The organism is Gardnerella sp. DNF01195 (assembly GCF_049244175.1).
GTDB classification, from domain to species: domain Bacteria; phylum Actinomycetota; class Actinomycetes; order Actinomycetales; family Bifidobacteriaceae; genus Bifidobacterium; species Bifidobacterium leopoldii.
In genome coordinates this window covers 1,348,483-1,369,527 of the sequence record NZ_CP058383.1, presented here as the reverse complement: position 1 = coordinate 1,369,527, position 21,045 = coordinate 1,348,483, and the positions used below count along the sequence as shown (strand labels likewise).

16 protein-coding genes are annotated in these 21,045 nt (G+C 43.1%); 6 read left to right on the top strand and 10 right to left on the bottom strand.

All coding sequences use genetic code 11. The features are described 5' to 3' along the window. Positions 1-36 precede the first annotated feature (36 nt). The 5 genes from HXT43_RS05310 to nrdH all read right to left on the bottom strand — a co-directional run bounded on the left by HXT43_RS05310 (position 37) and on the right by nrdH (position 5,241). Positions 37-630, bottom strand: coding sequence for a hypothetical protein (locus HXT43_RS05310; RefSeq protein ID WP_004105672.1), 594 nt, complete (start codon positions 628-630; stop codon positions 37-39). 353 nt (positions 631-983) lie between these two features. Continuing rightward, the gene (nrdF, locus tag HXT43_RS05305) at positions 984-2,078 is read right to left on the bottom strand and encodes a class 1b ribonucleoside-diphosphate reductase subunit beta (RefSeq protein WP_004105670.1); all 1,095 of its coding nucleotides are present in this window, start codon (positions 2,076-2,078) and stop codon (positions 984-986) included. Positions 2,079-2,175: 97 nt separating this feature from the next. Further along, positions 2,176-4,401, bottom strand: a complete 2,226-nt coding sequence (gene nrdE / locus HXT43_RS05300) for a class 1b ribonucleoside-diphosphate reductase subunit alpha (protein ID WP_100066576.1) — start codon at positions 4,399-4,401, stop codon at positions 2,176-2,178. Positions 4,402-4,476: 75 nt separating this feature from the next. Continuing rightward, positions 4,477-4,977 carry a class Ib ribonucleoside-diphosphate reductase assembly flavoprotein NrdI gene (gene nrdI, locus HXT43_RS05295; RefSeq protein WP_064621463.1) on the bottom strand — a complete coding sequence of 167 codons (501 nt, stop codon included), beginning with the start codon at positions 4,975-4,977 and terminating at the stop codon, positions 4,477-4,479. Between the two features lie 3 nt (positions 4,978-4,980). Further along, positions 4,981-5,241, bottom strand: a complete 261-nt coding sequence (nrdH, locus tag HXT43_RS05290) for a glutaredoxin-like protein NrdH (protein WP_004574150.1) — start codon at positions 5,239-5,241, stop codon at positions 4,981-4,983. Positions 5,242-5,668: 427 nt separating this feature from the next. Here nrdH and gndA point away from each other — a divergent pair, with 427 nt between their 5' ends. After that, on the top strand, positions 5,669-7,123 hold the full coding sequence (gene gndA, locus HXT43_RS05285) for an NADP-dependent phosphogluconate dehydrogenase (RefSeq protein WP_004574149.1): 1,455 nt from the start codon (positions 5,669-5,671) through the stop codon (positions 7,121-7,123). A gap of 100 nt (positions 7,124-7,223) precedes the next feature. Here gndA and pgl read toward each other — a convergent pair whose 3' ends face one another. The 4 genes from pgl to HXT43_RS05265 form a co-directional block, all read right to left on the bottom strand. After that, positions 7,224-8,048 (bottom strand): 6-phosphogluconolactonase, encoded by an 825-nt coding sequence (gene pgl, locus HXT43_RS05280; protein ID WP_004574148.1) that lies wholly within the window; start codon positions 8,046-8,048, stop codon positions 7,224-7,226. A 54-nt stretch (positions 8,049-8,102) separates the two neighbouring features. Continuing rightward, the gene (locus HXT43_RS05275) at positions 8,103-9,044 is read right to left on the bottom strand and encodes a glucose-6-phosphate dehydrogenase assembly protein OpcA (RefSeq protein ID WP_004105661.1); all 942 of its coding nucleotides are present in this window, start codon (positions 9,042-9,044) and stop codon (positions 8,103-8,105) included. Continuing rightward, positions 9,041-10,621: a glucose-6-phosphate dehydrogenase gene (gene zwf / locus HXT43_RS05270; protein WP_004105660.1), complete on the bottom strand. Its 1,581-nt coding sequence runs from the start codon at positions 10,619-10,621 to the stop codon at positions 9,041-9,043. Before zwf ends, HXT43_RS05275 begins: the two co-directional genes overlap by 4 nt. Before the next feature lie 103 nt (positions 10,622-10,724). Further along, positions 10,725-13,133 carry an acyltransferase family protein gene (locus HXT43_RS05265; protein ID WP_112928861.1) on the bottom strand — a complete coding sequence of 803 codons (2,409 nt, stop codon included), beginning with the start codon at positions 13,131-13,133 and terminating at the stop codon, positions 10,725-10,727. A gap of 322 nt (positions 13,134-13,455) precedes the next feature. Between HXT43_RS05265 and HXT43_RS05260 the strand changes: the two genes are divergently transcribed. Then, positions 13,456-13,950, top strand: coding sequence for an inorganic diphosphatase (locus tag HXT43_RS05260; protein ID WP_004105658.1), 495 nt, complete (start codon positions 13,456-13,458; stop codon positions 13,948-13,950). Between the two features lie 151 nt (positions 13,951-14,101). Here HXT43_RS05260 and HXT43_RS05255 read toward each other — a convergent pair whose 3' ends face one another. Further along, positions 14,102-14,893, bottom strand: a complete 792-nt coding sequence (locus tag HXT43_RS05255) for a beta-carotene 15,15'-monooxygenase (RefSeq protein ID WP_174164273.1) — start codon at positions 14,891-14,893, stop codon at positions 14,102-14,104. A gap of 241 nt (positions 14,894-15,134) precedes the next feature. Here HXT43_RS05255 and HXT43_RS05250 point away from each other — a divergent pair, with 241 nt between their 5' ends. The 4 genes from HXT43_RS05250 (at position 15,135) to valS (ending at position 21,033) form a co-directional block, all read left to right on the top strand. Further along, positions 15,135-15,926: a response regulator transcription factor gene (locus HXT43_RS05250; protein ID WP_032835323.1), complete on the top strand. Its 792-nt coding sequence runs from the start codon at positions 15,135-15,137 to the stop codon at positions 15,924-15,926. A gap of 20 nt (positions 15,927-15,946) precedes the next feature. Next, positions 15,947-16,600: an endonuclease III gene (gene nth / locus HXT43_RS05245; RefSeq protein WP_415707258.1), complete on the top strand. Its 654-nt coding sequence runs from the start codon at positions 15,947-15,949 to the stop codon at positions 16,598-16,600. 112 nt (positions 16,601-16,712) lie between these two features. After that, entirely contained in the window at positions 16,713-18,218 is a 1,506-nt protein-coding gene (locus HXT43_RS05240) for an ABC transporter substrate-binding protein (RefSeq protein WP_064340652.1), read from the top strand. Positions 18,219-18,267: 49 nt separating this feature from the next. Continuing rightward, positions 18,268-21,033 (top strand): valine--tRNA ligase, encoded by a 2,766-nt coding sequence (gene valS / locus HXT43_RS05235; protein ID WP_004105649.1) that lies wholly within the window; start codon positions 18,268-18,270, stop codon positions 21,031-21,033. Positions 21,034-21,045 lie beyond the last annotated feature (12 nt).

Here is a 21,045-nt window from a genome sequence, read left to right as displayed (position 1 = left end):
TGGCAAATAGCCTAAATTTTGTGGCTAAACCATTTACTATTTTGCTACGTCAAGAACTACTAAACGTTGTCCGCCATAAGTTCTGGCATCAAGACAGGTTTGAATAAAGTAAGCAGATTTAGGGAATTGCTCAACATATCCTTTGAACTGGCTTAACAATTTATCCGCGCTGCCTCCTCCTTCAAAGTCTTTATAATCTGCCACTTTATAGTCTTTGCCGTTTAATTTAACTGGTGTGCCCTTTTGAAGTTTCTTTAATAACATTCCTGAAGTATTTAAACGGTCGACGACCATGTAGTGACCAGTAATGACTTGGAACCAGTCGTCTTGAAGTGTCCAATGATAAAAAGCATCTTTCACGTAGGCCAACTTATCAGGATAAGCGTCCCAAATAACGGGTTTAGTTTCACCTAGTGCTTCAAAAGTTCCTTTTTCGCCTTTCACAAAAGCCTCAGGAACGTTCTTTTCTGAAGGTTTTTTGATTGATTTTGAATGTTTTTTAGTTGACTGATGGGTTATTTTCGTAGACGCTGAATTGTTTGCTTTGGAGCTACCGCAGGCCGCTAGCCCCACCAGCGAACTGAATAGCACTACAACACAAAGTACTTTTTTATAAGTCATTTTCCCCATAACTGACCTTCTTTCTTCGTATAGATGTGACTAACAACTGCTAGGCATCCTTATCAATTTGGATTCCAAACTTGAGCGCCTGCTCAGTTCAGCCCAAAACGCTTAGTTTAAACGGAGGATGAATTGATAGTCACTGCTGATTTTTGCATAAAGGGATTAACAAAACCAGTTTCTTTTCCATAGTGTACCATAAAGGCTGAGGGGGCTCATGTTACTTTCTAATTTTTCAGTTTTTATGTATACGATATTTTGGTTCAATAATTGACTTAGATAAATTAAATTGGTTAACTAATTAAATTAATTAGTTAACCAATCGAACAGTCAGTTAATCAAATAAACAATCAATTATGCGACTAGAAGTCCCAATCGTCGTCGTCGGTTTCAACAGACTTTCCCATGATGTAGCTGGAGCCAGAGCCGGAGAAGAAGTCGTGATTTTCGTCGGCAGCAGGAGATAGAGCTGCGAGAATTTCTGGGCTTACGTGAGTTTCTTCTTCGCTGTACTTAGCAGGATAGCCAAGATTCATCAAAGCCTTGTTAGCGTTATAACGAACGAAGTCAAAAACGTCATCGTGGAAGTCAAATCCTTCGTAAATCTGACCAGAATACTCAACTTCCAAATCGTACAAAGTATCGAGCAAGTTCATAGTGAACTTTTCAAGATTCTTCTTATCGTTCTCGCTTCTAAGCTCCAAACCGCGCTGGAACTTGTAACCAGAATAATAGCCGTGAATCGCCTTATCGCGCAAAATCAAACGAATCATATCGGCAGTGTTCATCATCTTTCCGCGAGAAGCAAAATAAAGCGGAAGGTAGAATCCCGCGTAAAGAAGAAGTGAAGAAAGCATAGTTGCAGCAATCTTGCGTTTAAGCGGATCTTCGCTCTCGTACTCGCAAAGCACAGTGGTGACGCGCTGCTGCAAAACATCGTTGCCAACAGCCCAACGGTAAGCTTCGTCAATTTCCTCGCTAGAGCAAAGAGTAGAGAAAATAGAGGAGTAGGAGCGCGCGTGAATCGACTGCATAAAAGCAATATTCGTGTAAATAGCCTGCTCATGCTCGGTGCGAGCGTGCTCAATCTGGCAAAGTTCGCCAATAGTTGCCTGGCTAGTATCAAGCAAAGTCAAGCCCGTAAAAACGCGAGTAGTGGTCTTGCGTTCAAGATCGGTGAGGGAACGCCAAGAAGGAATATCGTTGCTCAGCGGCACCTTTTCAGGAAGCCAGAAGTTAGCAATAAGACGATTCCAAACGTCCAAATCCTTGTCGTCAACAATATTATTCCAATTAACTGGGCGTACACGCGATCCGTGATGGTAGCGGTACTGAGATGGTGTGATAGAAGCTGCCATCATAGCGTCATCTGCGATTACGCGATTTGTGCCGAAAGGCTTATCGAGGCTACTGCGCAATGCTGTTGGATCGAGCGCAGTTGTATCGAGTTCTGTCATAATTACTCCTGATCTTGTGTTTACGTTTTACAAAATTTTTAAGTTTTTTTATTTAATTTGGAAATATCTACGTAGCTAAAATTTTTATCACTACTACTTATAGTGTGCAGCTTACGCAACCTTCAATTTCCGTACCTTCCAAAGCTTTCTGGCGAATACGAATGTAGTAAAGAGTCTTAATGCCCTTGCGCCATGCGTAAATCTGAGCCTTATTCAAATCGCGAGTAGTCGTAGTGTCTGGGAAGAACAAAGTAAGCGACAATCCCTGATCCACATGCTGAGTTGCTTCAGCGTAAGTATCAATAATTGCCTTCCAGCCAATCTCGTAAGCATCCTTAAAGTACTGCATATTGTCGTTCGTCATGTATGCTGCAGGGTAGTAGACGCGACCAACTTTGCCCTCTTTACGAATCTCAATGCGAGAAGCAATTGGGTGGATTGAACTCGTGGAATGGTTGATGTAAGAGATTGAGCCAGTTGGAGGAACAGCCTGCAAATACTCGTTGTAAATGCCGTCGCGCAAAATCTCGTCGCGCAGTTGCTCCCAGTCTGAAACACTTGGAATCGCAACATTGAAACGAGCAAACAAATCGCGAACCGCTTGAGTGCGAGGCTCAAGAGAACGACTTCCATCAGTGTATTTATCGAAATAGTTGCCTTTTCCTGCAGGCTTAGCGTAGGCACTCGTTTTAAAGCTTGCAAAAGCGTGTCCGCGCTCTACAGCCAAAGCGTGAGAAGCCTTATAAGCGTGGTAAGCAACAGTCATAAAGTACATGTCTGTAAAGTCAAGAGCTTCCTCGCTTCCGTACTGCATGTGCTCGCGAGCAAGGAAACCGTGCAAATTCATTTGACCCAAGCCAATAGCGTGACCTTCTGCGTTTCCGCGACGAATCGAAGGTACAGAATCAATCGAAGTGTGCTCCGAAACAGAAGTGAGCGCACGTACCGCCAAATCAACGCTTGCACCCAAGTCACCATCCATTGCCTTAGCAATATTAAGAGAGCCGAGATTGCAAGAAATGTCGCGGCCAACGTGACTATAAGATAAGTCAGCGTTATAAGTGCTTGCTTCCTGAGTTTGCAAAATCTCGGAGCACAAGTTGCTCATAGTAATGCGACCCTTAATAGGATTTGTGCGATTCACAGTATCCTCAAACAAAATGTAAGGGTAGCCAGACTCAAACTGAATTTCCGCAAGTGTCATAAAGAATTCGCGAGCGTCGATGTACTTCTTGTGAATGCGAGGATTTGCAACCATCTCGTCGTAATGTTCAGTAACAGAAATGTCTGCAAAAGGCTTGCCATATTCGCGCTCAACATCGTAAGGGCTAAACAAAGCCATCTTTTCTTTGCGCTTAGCAAGCTCAAAAGTAATATCTGGAATAACAACGCCTAAAGAAAGCGACTTAATACGAATCTTCTCGTCCGCGTTCTCGCGCTTAGTGTCGAGGAAACGCATAATATCTGGGTGGTGAGCGCTAATATACACAGCACCAGCGCCCTGACGAGCGCCAAGCTGATTAGCGTAAGAGAATGAATCTTCCAAAAGCTTCATAACAGGTACAACGCCACTCGACTGATTTTCGATGCGCTTAATAGGAGCGCCAAGCTCGCGCAAATTCGTAAGCAAAAGAGCCACGCCGCCGCCTCGTTTAGAAAGTTGCAAAGCAGAATTAATTCCGCGCGCAATAGACTCCATATTATCTTCCAAACGCACGAGGAAGCAGCTCACAGCCTCTCCGCGCTGAGCTTTACCAAGATTCAAGAACGTTGGAGTGGCTGGCTGGAAGCGACCTGCAAGCATTTCGTCCAAATAGTTGAGCGCTGCTTTTTCGTCGCCGTCTGCGAGTTCCAATGCAACAGCAGCTGCGCGCTGAGCGAAGTTTTCCAAATACTGCTTGCCGTCGAAAGTCTTTAAAGCGTAAGAAGTGTAGAACTTAAAAGCACCTAAGAATGTGCCAAAAGTGTGGTGAGCGGCTTCTGCATGCTCGTAGAATTTATCGAGAAACTCATCGCTGTATTTGTTGAACACGTTGCCGTTGTAGTAATAGTTGTCAATCAAATAGTTCAAGCGTTCGCGAGTTGAAGCAAACTTCATGCTGTGTTCTTGCACGTAATCCGAAACGTAAAGCTTTTCTGCTTCCTGATCTTTATCAAACTGAATGCCTTTTTCTGGGTCAAAAAGACCGAGCATAGCGTTAAGAACGTGGTAGTCGCGGCTGTTGCGAATGCGCTCTGCTGTTGTGCTGGCAGTTGTGCTTGCAGAATCAGTGTGATCAAGATTAAGCGAAGTAGATTCGCTCATCGGATCTGTGCTATTCATGGGGTTTGTTCCTTTCTTCATGCGTTATTTTTGTTTTTCAAACGCTGTTTGTTTTGTTTCTTTTACTTATTTCGTTTATTTCGTTTGTTCTGTTTCTTTGAGTTGTTTTAAAAATCTCGGTATCCCATGCGCTACTTTTTCTATATCTTCTGCAGTTCCCGTGAGTTCAAACGAGTACATATTTGGGATTTTGCACTTTCCTGCAATTTGACCGCCTGCAGCGCAATATGCTTCTCCAAAATTTGTATTTCCGGAAGAAATTACCCCGCGAATAAACGAACGATTTTCGCGATTATTTAAGAATTTGCGAACTTGCATTGGTATTGCTTTCGCAATATTTCCACCGCCGTAAGTTGGAACAATCAAAACGTACGGTTCGCGCACGTTTAATTCCGGCTCTTTAGGGCGAAGTGGTATGCGGTACACGTTTACGTTATTGCTTGGAAAATCGCAATTTTGCACAAATCTTAACGTGTTTTCGGAAACTGAGGAAAAGTAGACTACAGCTCCGATTGATTCGCCTTGTGCGCGCGATTCAGGCTCGCTTTGTTGTGTTATATTTTCTTGCTCACACATTTCTTATGCTTCTTTTGCTGCCTCTGCGGAAGTTCCGAGTTTATCCGCAATTTGCGCAATTAGATCTGGACGGTACCCACTCCAGGATGCGTCGGGAGCAATGACTACTGGAGCTTGACGGTATCCGGCATTTCTTAACTGTTCGAGTGATTCAGGGCTTTTTGACAAGTCTACTGTTTCAAAGTTCACGCCAAGTTTTGTGAACTGTCGCTTAGTTGCATCACACTGTGGGCAATGAGGTTTAGTAAACACTGTGATAGTCATTTCAATCTCCTCTGGTGATGGGGGAATTTTGCAATTCCGTGTTGTATCGACAAAAGCCAAGTAGTTAGCTTACTCTGAATAAGCACTATTTATAGTGGTGTGTCGACTGTGTAAACACTATATATAGTTATTATTTAAAATAGCTAAAAATAGCGTGTTTGTAAGCGTGTCGTGTTTTATGAAGTGAATATGAGCTTAGTTTTAACGATTAAAAATGTAATCTATTTCACAGAATTTATATTTGGAACTACTTAACTTGCATATTGTTAAGCCTTGTGCATATCCGCCTATAAAATTATTAAGTGCGTTTCTTGAAGGGGCGTAACGCAAAATAAAAAGTTGTGCATTTTGTAGATAATGCAGATTGCTTGGGTGCGCAAAGCATGCGTGCAAATAACAAAACAAGTACAAGATAAGAGGTGTCATTATGACTCAAGCTCAGGCAAATATTGGTGTTGTTGGTTTGGCTGCCATGGGTTCGAATTTAGCGCGTAATCTTGCGCATCATGGAAATACAGTAGCTGTTTATAATCGTCATTATTCGCGCACTGAAACTTTAATGAATGAGCATGGCAGTGAAGGTGCTTTTGTGCCTTCAAAAACTGTTGAAGAATTTGTGGCTTCTCTAAAGCGTCCGCGCACCGCAATAATTATGGTAAAAGCTGGTGCTCCTACTGATGCTGTGATTGAAGAACTTGCAAATGCTATGGAGCCTGGAGATATTATCGTCGACGGCGGAAACTCTTATTTTGAAGATACGATTCGCAGAGAGCGTGACATTCGCGCGCGTGGTCTTCATTACGTTGGTTGCGGTGTTTCTGGCGGCGAAGAAGGTGCTTTGCGTGGTCCTTCGATGATGCCTGGTGGCACTGAGGAATCTTGGAAGACTCTTGGTCCTATTTTGAAGTCTATTGCTGCTGTTGCTGAAGGTGAGCCTTGCGTAACACATATTGGTACTGACGGCGCTGGTCATTTTGTGAAGATGGTTCACAATGGCATCGAGTACTCGGATATGCAGCTTATTGCCGAAAGCTACGATTTAATGCTTCGCGGCTTGGGCATGAAATCCGACGAAATTGCAGACGTGTTTAGCGAGTGGAATAAGGGCGAACTTGATTCTTATTTGATTGAGATTACGGCTGATGTGCTTCGCCAGAAGGATGCTAAAACTGGTAAGCCTTTGGTTGAGATGATGGTGGATCACGCTGGCATGAAGGGCACTGGTACTTGGACTGTACAGTCTGCGCTTTCTCTCGGAATACCAGTTACCGGTATTGCTGAAGCCGTGTTTGCTCGCGGACTTTCCAGCCAGGTTGCTTTGCGAGAAGCTGCTGAAAGCCAAGGTTTGACTGGTCCGGATGTGCATTTTGATTTGAACGATGCTGAGCGTAAGGCGTTTATTGAGGATATTCGCCAAGCTTTGTACGCTTCTAAGATTGTTTCTTATGCTCAGGGATTCGACGAGATTGCTGCTGCTGCAATTGAGCATGATTGGAAGATTGACCAGGCTGCGGTTGCTCGCATTTGGCGTGGTGGATGCATTATTCGCGCTCAGTTCTTGAACCGCGTTTCTGAGGCTTTTGAGTCCGGTGAAGCGAGCGTTTCTTTGCTTTTTGCACCGTACTTTAAGGATGCTATTGAAAAGTCGCAGGCTGCTTGGCGTCGTGTTATTGCGCGTGCAGTTGAGCACGGGGTTCCTGTGCCAGCATTCTCTAGCTTGCTTGCATACTACGATGGATTGCGTTCCAAGCGTTTGCCAGCTTCGCTTATTCAGGCTCAGCGTGATTTCTTCGGCGCTCACACTTACGGTCGCATTGACGAGCCAGGCGTATTCCACACTTTGTGGGCAGAGCCTAATCGCCCAGAAGTAAAGCAAGATTAAAACAAATAATATTTAGAGATAACAGACCTTTGCATTATTATGCAGAGGTCTGTTATTTATTGTTCTGAGTATTATGCATGTTGCTAGAAAGCTATACAAGTTACTTAATAGCAGCTTGCAAAGTTTCCGCGGTGGTTAGCCAAGAGATTTCGTCAGTTCCGTTTGCAAAAGACGCAGGATATTCTGGATTATTATCACCAGAAAGTACATTCATTAAAGCAGCGCCTTTTTCTACTCCGGCAGTCAAGAACCAAGTGCGGTGGCTGTGAGCCAGCACAGGAACTGTAAGAGACAATCGCATTGGCGGAAGTTTAGGGGAGTGATTTACTCCAACAACAATGCGATCGCGATTATTAACCTGCGGTAATCCTGGGAAAAGTGAAGCCATATGCGCATCCGGCCCCATGCCAAGAATTGCTAGATCAAACACTGGCTCTTTGCCAAGTATGCTCACGATTTCTTCCTCATAGTCGCGCGCTGCAGCGTCTAAAATAGCGTCATTTTCAGCGTCGCTGGCTGCTACAATTTCCTCCGCATTACGCTCATCTGCAGGCATTTCGTGAATATGAGATTCTGTCAAAGCTTTGTTAGAAGTAAGTAAGTTAAGAAACATTTCGCGAGCCTTGCGCGCATTGCGATCCTCGCTATCATAAGCTACGAAACGCTCATCTGCCCACCAAATATGCACTAAATTCCAATTAATTGCTGGTAAAAGCGGGTTATTAGCAAGCATTTGGAACATGCGTATTGAATCTGTGCCACCAGTAAGTAATAAATGAAATGGTTTATTGAGATTTTGCACATCATTCTGTGATTCCATAATAAGCGTTACTAGACGTTGGGCTGCAACGGCTGCAAGCACATCGCGATTATCGTATCCGTAAATACTTGCGTTATGTGCAAAAGTAACTTCATTATTTGTCATAGTTGTTCCTTTTATGCAATTAAAAATATTTCACGAATTGTTTCACGTAATGTTTCACGCATTTTCTGAAGGATTATCTCGCACCAGCTGCGCATAAATTTCGTCAGGATCAATGCGTCGCAATTCTTCGCTTAAGCAATCATCCAGAGTGCGAATAGGAAGCGCAATAGGTTGTGCAGCCTGTCCAGGCAGGCTAATCAAAGCTTGATCTCCGCCAGCAGGGCGAGTGAGTGACAATGTGCCATCCTTGCGTTCTAAAGTTACGGAAGTAATAGCTTGAGCTTCAGGATTTTCAACTATTTCTACAGGAACGTGCAAGCTACTCTTAATCCAAGCTGCTAGTAAATGCAGAGATACGTAATGAGTAGGACCCACAACCTTCGCGCTAAGAATAGGCAAATGTGGAGGTTGATCGAGCATAGAAGCAAGTAACGCGCGCCAAGGAGTTAAACGCGTCCAAGACAAATCTGCATCTTGCGGAGACCAGTTTTTACGCAAGTTTTGCACAGTTTTAAGAGTATCGTCTGCTCGCTGTGCGTCAGTAATTCTGCTACTTGCCATAGCTCCAAGCAAATCGTGAGCAGGATCTTCCGGAGCGTTTGTTGGCCACCATGCAACAACCGGTGCATCTGGCACAAGTAGTGGAATGACAAGCGTATCCGGATGACGAACTAAACCGTTGTGCGGATACAAAATAATAATTTCGCCAGCTCCAGCATCTGCCCCAAAACGTACTTGAGCATCGAGATTCGGCACAACCTCACCGCGCTCAGCAGCGTGCTCGCTAGACCAATCTCGAACCATTGCAATAACTCGGCAAGGATGCTCGCGGCTAGCTGTGTTTGCTGCATCAAGTGCATGCTCTAACTCTTTAAGAGTTGTATCAATAAGCAAAGTGAGCACTCGACCAGTAGCAGATTCGCCGCGCTCTTCGTGCAATTCGTCGATTTTTGCTGCAATTTTGCTTGTATTAGTATCAGGAAGGTTGATAATCATGGCAGCCTCCAATGGCGATTATCTCGAGCAAGCATAGCATCAGCTTCTGCTGGACCCCATGTTCCAGCGCGATATGGTTGCGGTTGTGTGCCAAGCGAACTCCAGAATTCCTCAATAGGGTCAAGAATTTTCCAACTTAAATCTACTTCTTGCGTAGTTGGGAATAGCGGTGGTTCGCCAAGAAGTACGTCAAGAATCAAGCGCTCGTAAGCTTCAGGGGAACTTTCAGTAAAAGAGCGTCCGTAACTAAAGTCCATAGAAACGTCTCGAACTTCCATAGCAGTTCCGCCAGGGACTTTCGCACCAAAGCGCATAGTAACGCCCTCGTCTGGTTGCACTCGAATCACAATAGCATTGCTACCAAGCTCTCGAACTGCAGTAGACTCAAACGGCAAATGCGGAGCACGCTTAAAAATAACAGCAATTTCCGTAACGCGCTTGCCTAAACGTTTTCCGGTTCGCAAGTAGAACGGAACTCCAGCCCAACGGCGAGTATCAACGTCAAGTCGCACTGCAGCGTACGTTTCAGTAGTGCTTTTAGGGTCGATTCCTTGCTCTTCCAAGTATCCAACAGCTTTGTAAGAGCCTTGCCATCCTGCTGCATACTGTCCTCGAGCAGTATTGGCAGCCAAGTCTTGAGGTAGTCGGATTGCGGATAGAACTTTCGTTTTTTCAGCAGTCAAATCGCTAGCGCGGAAACTTACAGGCTCTTCCATAGCAGTAAGCGCCATAAGTTGAAGCAAATGGTTCTGAATCACGTCACGTGCAGCACCGATTCCGTCGTAGTATCCGGCTCTTCCGCCAATGCCAATATCTTCAGCCATCGTAATTTGCACGTGATCGACGTAATTTGCGTTCCAAATCGGCTCATACATTGCGTTAGCAAAGCGGAAAGCCAGCAAATTTTGCACAGTTTCCTTGCCTAAATAATGGTCAATTCGGAACACAGAATTAGGATCAAAAACTTCAGAAACGACGCGATCCAATTCTCGTGCGCTCGCTAAATCGTGGCCAAAAGGCTTTTCAATAATTACGCGTCGCCAAGCATGCTCAGAAGAGTGCGAAAGACCTGATGCTGCAAGCTGTTGGGCAACAACTGGGAAGCTGGAAGGCGGAATAGACATGTAAAAAGCGTGATTTCCGCGAGTACCTCTGTCTCGATCAAGTTCGTTCACTGTTTTGCTTAAACGCTCAAACGCGGACGCATCGTCAAAGGTGCCGCGTACGAAACGTATGCCTTTAGCGAGATTAATCCAAGTTGACTCACGAAATGGCGTTCTGCAATGCTGCTCAATATTTTCGCGCACAAAGTTTACGAAATGTTCATCCGTCCAATCGCGTCTCGCAAAACCAGTTAAACCAAATCCTGGAGGCAAAAGCCCGCGATTAGCTAAATCATATACTGCTGGCATAAGTTTTTTGCGTGCTAAATCGCCAGTAATGCCAAAAATTACTAGGCTGCACGGACCCGCAATGCGAGCTAAACGCAAATCACGTGGATCGCGCAAAGGATTCGTCCAAGTAGATACGCTTTCCCCAGCGTCTTGCAAATCACGTAGTGTCCTCAACTCAGTCATAGATACTATCGTAATATTTCGTAGCTATTTTCACCACGCAAAACACAATTTATTATGCTTAATAACAGTATTAAAAAGTTTTAGCGCGTTATAACTCTAATTTTCAGCCGCCGCATACAGCTAAACGAATCATCTTCGCGTATTGTGGACCGCCAATTGGAGTTAAGTGAACTCCATCGTCAGTCAAATATTCCGAGTGACCATTACTCAAACCATGCCAGTCTATAATGCCAACATTATGATGAGTTGCTGCGAACTTGCGTAAGCTATCGTTCGTTGCATCCTGCCAAGGTTGCGGAACTCGTGTGGTAACGAAATAAACAGGTCTACCTTTTGCGACATCAACCATGTGTTGAAGCACGCTATCGTCATGAGGAGGACCGTTGGTTCCAAGAGCGAAAATCACCACATCTCCAGCGTGTTTTGCCGAAATATCTTTCTCGTATTCATCAGCTCCGTGGAAAATTTGTCTACTCACTTTTCCATCTATATAAGCGTTAGGCATAACTTGCATCAAATATGGTTTAGCGCCTTCAGTAATGGAATCTCCAACCATAGTTAAGTTTACGGAACAAGTATTGCGTCGTTTGTCGATCCGCGTATGAGTAGTAACAAGATTTCGTGGAACTTTTTCTGCAATAGGGAAGAGAATACGATACTTCGATGGTGTAGGTGGAAGAGACTGTTTTACTACATTCTTTTGCACACCTTTTGGAACTGCTTTTTCTTTTGTTTCTTGCTTAGAATTAGTTTTGTCAAAAGCAGTAGGTTTTTTATTTGACGATGAAGATTGCTCTACTTGTGCTGTCAATTCTGGGCGAAGCTGCATTGACCTATGCTTGGCTATATCCTGCCAATTTACTGGCAAGATAATTAACGACACAATAATTATGCAGCACAAAGTTAGTGAGACAGAGCGAATAAGCTTAAATAATTGTTGATCTTTTATTGGCTTTTCAAATAACTGATACAAGCATTCTGCAAGTGCAACTATTACTAGTGCTTGCAAGATTTGCTCTCCTGTAGAAATAGCAGTTGTTCTATTTGCTGGGTTGAATAATTCAAGAACAGGGAAGTGAACTAAATAAATTGCAAAAGAGCGTCTGCCGATATAGGCGAGTGGAGTCCATGCAAATATTCTTGAGCAAATATTATCAGTTTGCGTGCAAGACCATAGTATTAGTGTGCAAGCGGCTGCTGTTATTGTGTATCCGCCAAAAACAAATACTGAAGATGTGCCTTCTGCATACACGAAGCAGTAGCACAACACAATTGTTGCCAATAACCCAACGCAAGATCGCTGCCATGCACGAAGTGGATTATAAAAAACAGTTTTTGGCTTATTGAATGCGTTATTTGGAAGTTCTTGTATATCTGGAGTTACGCCATTATCTGATAAATCAATTTGTAATCCTTTACGCAAGTCAGCAGGTATTCCATCTTCAATAAACTCTTTTTCTTTATTTGCGCAGGATTTATCTGATTTTTTCGTTAGTGCTGAATTATCTACACTACTGTCTAACTTAACTGATGAAGCTAAGCTGACCGATATGTTCTTTTTGCCCATTAGCAAATGTAATGCATGAATAAGCCACGCGTGGAATGAATGTTTGACAAACCAAGCACCGTACATTGCTAGCATTGCACCCATTAAGAATTCTGATGCTCTCGTATCTAGAGAATAGTAGACGCGAGCTGGAGTTGTGTAATTGTTAAATAAGTAGGCAAAAGTAAAAGTAAGAATAGAAGAAAGTATGGCTAAGCCTGCTGTGATATACATGCGTATTAGCTTGCTACGCACGAATTTAATAAGTGCAGCAAGGATAATAGGCCATATAACAAAAGCCTGCATTAAAAGTCCGAGATACCAAAGATGTTTGATAGGAGAAGGTAGTCCGGACTGTTCAAAATATGAAAGTTTACGGGCAACATACATTATATTGCTAAAGAATCCGGAGCCTGAAAGAGCATCCGCTTGTAACTTTGGTAGTAGACTTGGCGAAAAAAGCCACATAATTGGTGCTGTTATAGCGATAATTCCAAGTGTTGACGGCCAAATTCTTTTTACGCGCTTTAGTAAATACTCCCAGTAATGCTTGATTCCTTGAGTATTTTTATTATTATCTCCGATATTTTTTGTATTTTTTGCGTTTTCATCTGCGTTTAAATAGCGCAGAACTGATCTCGTACAAAAATATCCTGCCAATACCAAAAATAGTGTTACTCCAAGGAATCCTCCCATAAGAAGGCTTGGACGCATATGAAAGCATACAATACCAATAATTGCTAAAGCTCTTAAACCGTCTATTGCTTTATTTCGCTTCGAAACAGTATTTGTAGGTAAAGTAGATGATTGTTTATTTTCAGCTTTTGCGCTATGAATAGTTTTTTCTACGGTATTATTTGCGTTTGCTGAAAGATTAGTTGAGGTCGTTTTACTAGCATTTTTTTCTGCAGGAACCTTCTTTGTTTTGAAGGATTGATCTGCTTGTGAAGCAGTGGAAGTGTTCACGCATCTCTTTTTTGTCATCTTGCCTACGCTTCGGTAACCATACTGGTATGTATGCAACATATCGTGTGTAAAACGTAGCAATAGTAACTGTGTATTAAGACACTTTTATAGCTTAAAGCGTGTCTTGTTGCTATGCCTAGGATGTGCTAGAAATATGTGATTTTATGCTACTTCTGTAAGTGATACAAAACGTTTATCATTTAACGAAATTTGTTAACAAAAATTTTGTTTTATATGCTCTATTGCTGTCGTTCGTCGGTGCGCGCTAAAGTGAGATAGAACAGTTATATGAATTGTTATTAAAGTTATCAAAGGAGCCAATATGGCAGAAACTTTTAACGTTGTGGTAGAGATTCCACGCGGTTCTAAGAACAAGTATGAAGTGGATCACGAAACTGGTCGCGTATTCTTGGATCGCACCCTTTTCACAGCTATGGGTTATCCAGATGATTACGGTTATATTGATGGCACTTTGGGCGAAGATGGCGATCCACTTGACGCTCTTGTTATGATTCCAAATTCTGTGTTCCCAGGATGCGTTGTTGAGTGCCGCGCCGTTGGCTTGTATCACATGGTTGATGAAGCTGGCGGAGACGACAAGGTTTTGTGCGTTCCAGCAGACGTTCGTTTTGACGACATCAAGGATATCGATGACGTGAACGAGTATCATAAAGCTGAAATCAAGCACTTCTTCGAGCAGTACAAGGCTTTGGAGCCAGGTAAGGAAGTTCTTCCTGGTGACTTCTGGGCTGGTGTAGAGCAGGCTGAGAAGGAAATCGTCGCAGCTCGCAAGCGCTTGGAAGAAAGCGAAAAATAAGTTTCGCTTTTAATGAGTAAAACAATAAAGATTAAAAGCTAATAAATAAAACGTCGAAGACACATACCGTGTTTTTCGACGTTTTTATGTAAGTGCGTGCTGCTTTCAAAAGTAAATTAAAATGTAACGTTGCATACGCTTTTAAATAATTTTAAGCAGCTACTAGCATTCCAAGGCCTGCAATATACACGAGCATTCCTGAAAGCATTATTGGCAATATAGAAATGGCGATATCGTGCGAAACTATTCCAGTTTCGTATTCTTCATAATTGTTGCGAACCCACAAATATGAAAGTCCTGATAGCGCGATTAGCATAAATATGCACAGTACTATAACGAGTATTCCACCGTCTAAATTGCGAAGCGATGGCATAAAGCTAATAATTGACGGCAAAAATAGCCAACCCGGAAGTGCTGCACAAGCAATACTTGCAGTAAGCGTGTGCGAAAGATTTCGTACTAAATTTGTGCGATTCTCGCGCAGCATTTGCCTCAAGAATGTTACAAATGTTGCTGCTACAAGAATTAGAGCAAAAGATACAGCCCAGCGTTCGTAAGGGTGAATTGCAGCAATGAACTTACTCATCGACACAGTTTCGTTATCAATAATGACGCTTTTTGGTAGCCATACCTTTAATACTCCGGTTGCAAACCATGTAGAAGCAATTCCTGCGCATAATGCAATAGCTCGGTCAATTACATTTCCGTGCAGTGGCCACAACGCTATAAATGTAAGCATTATGATAAGGCATAATATAAGTGTTATTTTTGCTGTTGCGTTTGGCAATATTGCTGCAATTGCGAGAAGTACTACAACAAAAATTTGGCTTACAAACATCGCTAATGCGTTCATGCTAGGTATACGGGTATGTTTTTGAACATTTACGCAAGAATTATCATTTTTCTGCATCTTATTATTGCAGATACGTGTTTCATTGCTCATACACACTCCCTAGTGCTGTAAGTTTTATATTTATAAAGCGTAATATGTCCATAAAATATTAACAAATTACTTTGTTTATTTACTAATGTAGCCTATAACCTGCACTGCGCTTTATTGTGTTGATATTTTTTATCTTTAGAAGATGCAAGTGTTGCAGTTGTCGCTATTTTTCGCAGTATGGTTTACAATTCCTGTAAAGGCTGAATTTGCTACTACATCAATTGTTTGTTGGAGGCATCATATGACTGATATCACATTGATGACTTCGTGTGCTTCTCCTTCTTCAGTTTTACCTTCACTTACTTTGTTATCTCATAAAGTGCGTTTACTTTCTTTGGATACGTCAAGTTTGGCAAAACTGCCCGCACAAACCATTCTTTTGCTTGATGCGCGTGAGGATTTAGCTCTCGCTAAATCAATGTGTTCTTCTCTGCGTGTTGCAAATATTACGGTTCCTGTCATATTAGTTATAACTGAGGGTGGTTTTACTGTAGTAAATCCTTCGTGGAACATTTCTGATGTTGTGCTTACTAATGCTTCTCCGGCGGAAGTAGAGGGTCGTTTGCGTTTGGCTTCTTTGCAACACGGATCTTCTGATGATTTGTTTGTGCATTCGCAAGGCTCTGAAATTGATGATTCTTTCAATTCAGACAATGGAACTATGCGTTCTGGAGATCTTGTTGTAGATATGCGTAGCTACACAGTGAGTTTGCATGGTCATCCTGTTGATTTAGCTTATAAAGAATTTGAATTGCTGAAATACTTTGTGCAGCATCCGCGCAGGGTGTTTACTCGTGCTCATTTGTTGCAAGAAGTATGGGGTTACGACTACTACGGTGGCACTCGTACTGTAGACGTTCATATTCGTAGGCTTCGTGCAAAACTTGGTGTTGAATATGAACATCTAATTGGCACAGTGCGTAATGTTGGCTATCGCTTTGATCCTTCGGAGTCTGATGAGAATAGCGAAATTTCCGAAAGCAGTGTTGAAGATGATTCTGAAAATGATGCAGATAAGCAGTCTGCGCAATAATGATTTATCGAAGCTCTAATATGCGAGAATCAAAACAAGCGAAATTAGCTCGTATTTATGCAGAGTACGATTTATTGTGCAAAGAAATACCGGAGCCGAAGTGTGCATTAAATTTCAAAAATCCATTTGAGCTACTAATCGCTACTGTATTAAGCGCGCAAACTACGGATAAGCGCGTGAATATCGTGACGTCTGAACTCTTTTCTATTTTTCCCAACGCGAGTTCCTTAGCTGCTGCTCCTGTATCTCAAGTTGAGTCAATTATTTACCCTCTCGGATTTTATAGAGTAAAAGCACAGAATATTATTTCATTATCTGCATGTTTGCTTAATAATTTTTCTGGTATAGTGCCATCAAATATGGAAGATTTAATATCGTTGCCGGGTGTTGGTCGTAAAACTGCCAATGTTGTTCTTGGCAACGCATTTGGATTACCGGGGTTTCCTGTAGATACTCACGTAATACGTGTTACAGGTCGTCTTGGTTGGCGTAAGGTTCAGAATCGTCCAAATCCTGTTGCTATTGAGCGCGAAATAACTGCTTATTTTGCTCCTAAAGAGTGGACTAATCTTTCTCATAGACTTATTTTGCATGGCAGAAAAATTTGCACTGCTCGGAATCCAAAATGTGTTTCATGCCCTTTAAATACAACATGTCCGTCGGCAATTATTTAAAGCGTGTTGTTTCCAATTCAGATATTGATATAGACTGTAGGTTATGTCAAGAACAGGCAAATATGCGTATCGCACTTCCAGGTCAGCTCATGCTCGCACTAATGCAGACTGGATGCCATGGGTTGTGTTTGTAGTTGTGTCTGTAATAATGAGCGGCATTTTGTGGTGTGGATGGCAAATATACCAGGGTCATTCGCCTTTTGCTGCAATAATGCATCCAGCTAGTAACTCAGTGCTAAAAGTTGGTTTACGTACTGCTCCTGAATCTCTTGATATTAGAAACGACGACAGTGACGCTTTACAGCAAGCTTTAATTGGTAATGTTTACGAAACTCTTGTTAAACGTGGCGATGATAATAGTTTGCAACCAGGTCTCGCGAAGTCATGGGATATTTCGAAAGACGGCTTAACATATCGTTTTAATTTGCGTCAAGGTGTGCGTTTCTCTAACGGTAGTGAGATGACTTCGACTTCCGTATTACAATCTTTGAAACAAGGCATCACAAATAATTATCCTGGTTATAGCGCACTTACAAATATTAAAACTGTTAATAATCCGGATGATTACACTTTAGTAATTACACTTAATAATCCAGATGCGTTACTTTTACGTCGTCTTGCTGGACGTGTTGGCATTGTCTATGACACAAAATCGATGATTGACTATGCAAGTGCTGCTCTTGGCACAGGTCCTTTCACTGTAAGTGACTACAATAAAGGCAATTCTTTAGTATTACTTCGCAACGATAAATACTGGGGAACCCCTGCTTCTTGTGCAAGTATTACTTTGCAATATTTCAATAGCGATACTGCTCTAGCTGAGGCAATGGAAAAGGGCAATATTCAAATGGCAGTTCCGCTTGAAGGTAACGAAAATAAGCGTCTTGCTGCTGTTGCTAATACGCAAATGGTAGAGGGTCAGAGCACAAGAGTGCGATTTATTGCAATAAATACAACAGTTTCATCGATTTTCTGCGATGAGCAGGCTCGTAAAGCTGCGAGATACGCTTTGAATGCGCAAACTGTACTTGCAGCTGATGGCAATGGTGGTGTTCCAGTAGGAGGACCTATTGATCCTCTTTCAACTGGTTATGAAGATTTAAATGGATTGTATCCTTATAATCCAGGCAAAGCTGCTCCCCTGTTCCATTACTTTAGCGCAAGCTATTTAGGAACTATTAATTTTCTTGTTCCACAGGGCGAAGGTGGAGTTGGGCGCGAGCTTTCAAAACAGATTAGTTCCGTGAGTGGTTTTAAGGTCAATCTTGAAGAAGTTGATCAACAAACTATGCGTAAGCGTATTAGTGAAGGTAAGTATGATCTTGCGCTTACTACGAGCAATCGTACTTTAGATGAAGGCATGTTTGCAGAAAGCGGTTCTCCGTTCGTTTTGCAAGACGCGCGTGCTCAACAAGCTTGGGCCGATGCGGTTCATTCTAAGAATGCAAACGAATATGAGGCAAATGCTCGTGCATATGCGCGCGAAGTAAGCAATAATGCTGCAGCTCACTGGTTATATGCTCGAAAGAGCATTATGGCTGTGAAGTCTAATGTAAGCGGCTATACGAAAAATATGACGGATCAGCTTCTGCCATTGCAGAGCGTAGTGGTGAAATAGAAAAGCGTAAAGATTTGCGTTGTCGCGCTGAGTTTCTAATATTCAGTTCATGAGTGAACAGGATAATAACACAGTAAAGCACGCACATTTAACGCCTCTTCCTAACAAAGTTGGCGTTGATGGTCTTGAAGACAAGTGGCGTAGCAATTGGGACGAAGCTAAAACTTACGCATTCCATAATTCTCGCGACCGTAAGGCCGTATATTCTATCGATACTCCACCTCCAACCGTTAGTGGCCACTTGCACGTAGGTCACGTATTCTCTTACACGCATACGGATGTCATTGCGCGATATAAGCGCATGCAAGGCTTTGACGTGTTCTACCCAATGGGTTGGGACGATAACGGCTTGCCAACAGAGCGCCGCGTACAAAATTATTACGGTGTGCGAGTGGATACTTCGTTGAAGTATGACCCTGATTTTAAGCCGCCTTTTGAAGGCACTGAAGGCAAGAAGATTGAGGCTAAAGATCAGGTTCCTGTAAGCAGGCAGAACTTTATTGAGCTTTGTGAGCGCTTGACTTCTCAAGATGAGAAGCTTTTTGAAGCATTGTGGCGCAGGCTTGGTCTTTCTGTAGACTGGTCGCAAACTTACCACACGATTGGTGAGCAGCCTCGTCGAGTTGCGCAAAAAGCATTCCTTCGCAATCTTGCTCGCGGAGAAGCTTATCAAAAAGATGCTCCTGGATTGTGGGATGTGACTTTCCAGACTGCAGTTGCACAAGCAGAGCTTGAATCACGCGAATATCCTGGTTTCTACCATAAGATTGCGTTCCGTTTTGAAGATGGTACGCCAATTTATATTGAAACTACGCGTCCAGAATTGCTTGCTGCATGCACTTCTTTAATTGCAAATCCAGAAGATGAGCGTTACAAGAAGTACTTTGGTCAGGAAGTTTATTCGCCACTGTTTAAGGTGAAGGTTCCAATTTTGGCGCATTCTGCTGCTCAAATGGACAAGGGTGCTGGTATTGCAATGTGCTGTACTTTTGGTGACGTAACAGACGTTGAGTGGTGGCGCGATTTGAATTTGCCAACTCGACCAATTATTCAGCGTAACGGTCGCATCGTTATGACGACTCCTGATTGGATTACAGATGAATCCGGCCGTGAAATGTTCGAGAAAATTGCCGGCAAAACCACGTTCTCTGCTCGTAAGGAAATTGTTGAAGCTTTGCAAGCAGCTGGAGACATGGAAGGCGATCCAAAGCCAACAAAGCGTATGACGAACTTCTACGAAAAGGGCGATAAGCCTTTGGAAATCGTCACTTCTCGCCAGTGGTATTTAAAGAACGGTGGCACGGACGAAAAGTTGAATGCTGAACTTATTGAGCGAGGCAAGGAACTTAACTTCCACCCAGACTTTATGCGCGTGCGCTATGAGAATTGGGTTCACGGCTTGAATGGTGACTGGCTTATCTCTCGCCAGCGCTTCTTCGGTGTGCCATTCCCACTTTGGTATCCAGTAAACGAAAATGGGGAAGTGGATTACGAGCATCCTTTGACTCCTAGCGAAGATCGTTTGCCAATCGATCCAACTATTGACGTTCCAGAAGGATTCGATGAATCGCAGCGAGACCAGCCAAATGGATTTACTGCTGAGCAAGACATTATGGACACTTGGGCTACATCTTCCTTAACTCCACAAATCGTGACTCGTTGGGAAGAGCCAGGTGAGGAAAATCAAGCTTTGTTTAAGGCTACTTTCCCAATGGATTTGCGTCCACAAGGCCAGGATATTATTCGTACTTGGCTGTTTAGTACTGTTGATCGCGCACATCTTGAAAACGGCTGCTTGCCTTGGAAGCATGCTGCACTTTCTGGCTGGATTCTTGATCCTGACCATAAGAAGATGTCTAAATCTAAAGGCAACGTTGTTGTGCCAAATAAGCCAATCGAAGAGTTTGGTGCAGATGCTGTACGCTACTGGGCAACTTCTGCAAAACTTGGCTTGGACGCAACTTACGACGAAGGCCAAATGAAGATTGGCCGACGCTTAGCTATTAAGCTTTTGAATGCTACTAAGTTTGCGCTCGCGATTGGCCGAGAAGATGAGGAGCATCAGGTTCTTGAGCCTGCTAGCGCGGACTGGAATTTTGCTGACGTTACGGAAGTTTTGGATCGCTCTGTTATGGCAAAGCTTGCATCCGTTATTCGTACAGCTACTGATGCGCTTGAATCTTACGAGCATTCCAAGGCTTTGGAAGCAATCGAAACATTCTTCTGGGAGTTCTGCGACGACTATATTGAGCTTGCAAAGAATCGCGCTTACGGTACTGCAGAATCGACTGGACGCACTCCAAGCGAAGCTGCTGTAAAGTCTGCTCGCACAACTCTTGGCCTTGCGCTCGATGCTTTGGCTCGCTTGCTTGCTCCTTACTTGCCTTACGCTACTGAAGAAGTGTGGAGCTGGATGCATGACGGCGAAGGCTCTGTGCATCGCGCTAGCTGGCCATGCGCTAAGGCGTATGAGGCTGCTGCAAACGGTGTTTCTGCAGATACTTTGGCTTACGCGGGTGAAGCTTTGGCTACTTTGCGCAAGATTAAGTCTGAAGCAAAAGTTTCTATGAAGACTCCTATTTTGCAAGTGACTTTGAACGTAGCAGAAAATGCTTACAAGGCTGTCGAGGAGACTTTGGATGACGTTGCTGAAGCTGGACGCGTTACTGGAGAAGTAAATCTTAACGCTGTTAAGGCAGCAGTTGCTGGAGATTCTTCTGATTCTGAATCTGATTCCGCGGAATCTGATGCAGCTAACGTAAACGTTTCTGTTGCTCAAAGCGAACTCGGCGAAGCTCCTGCAAAAAAGAAGTAGCTGTAAGTAGTT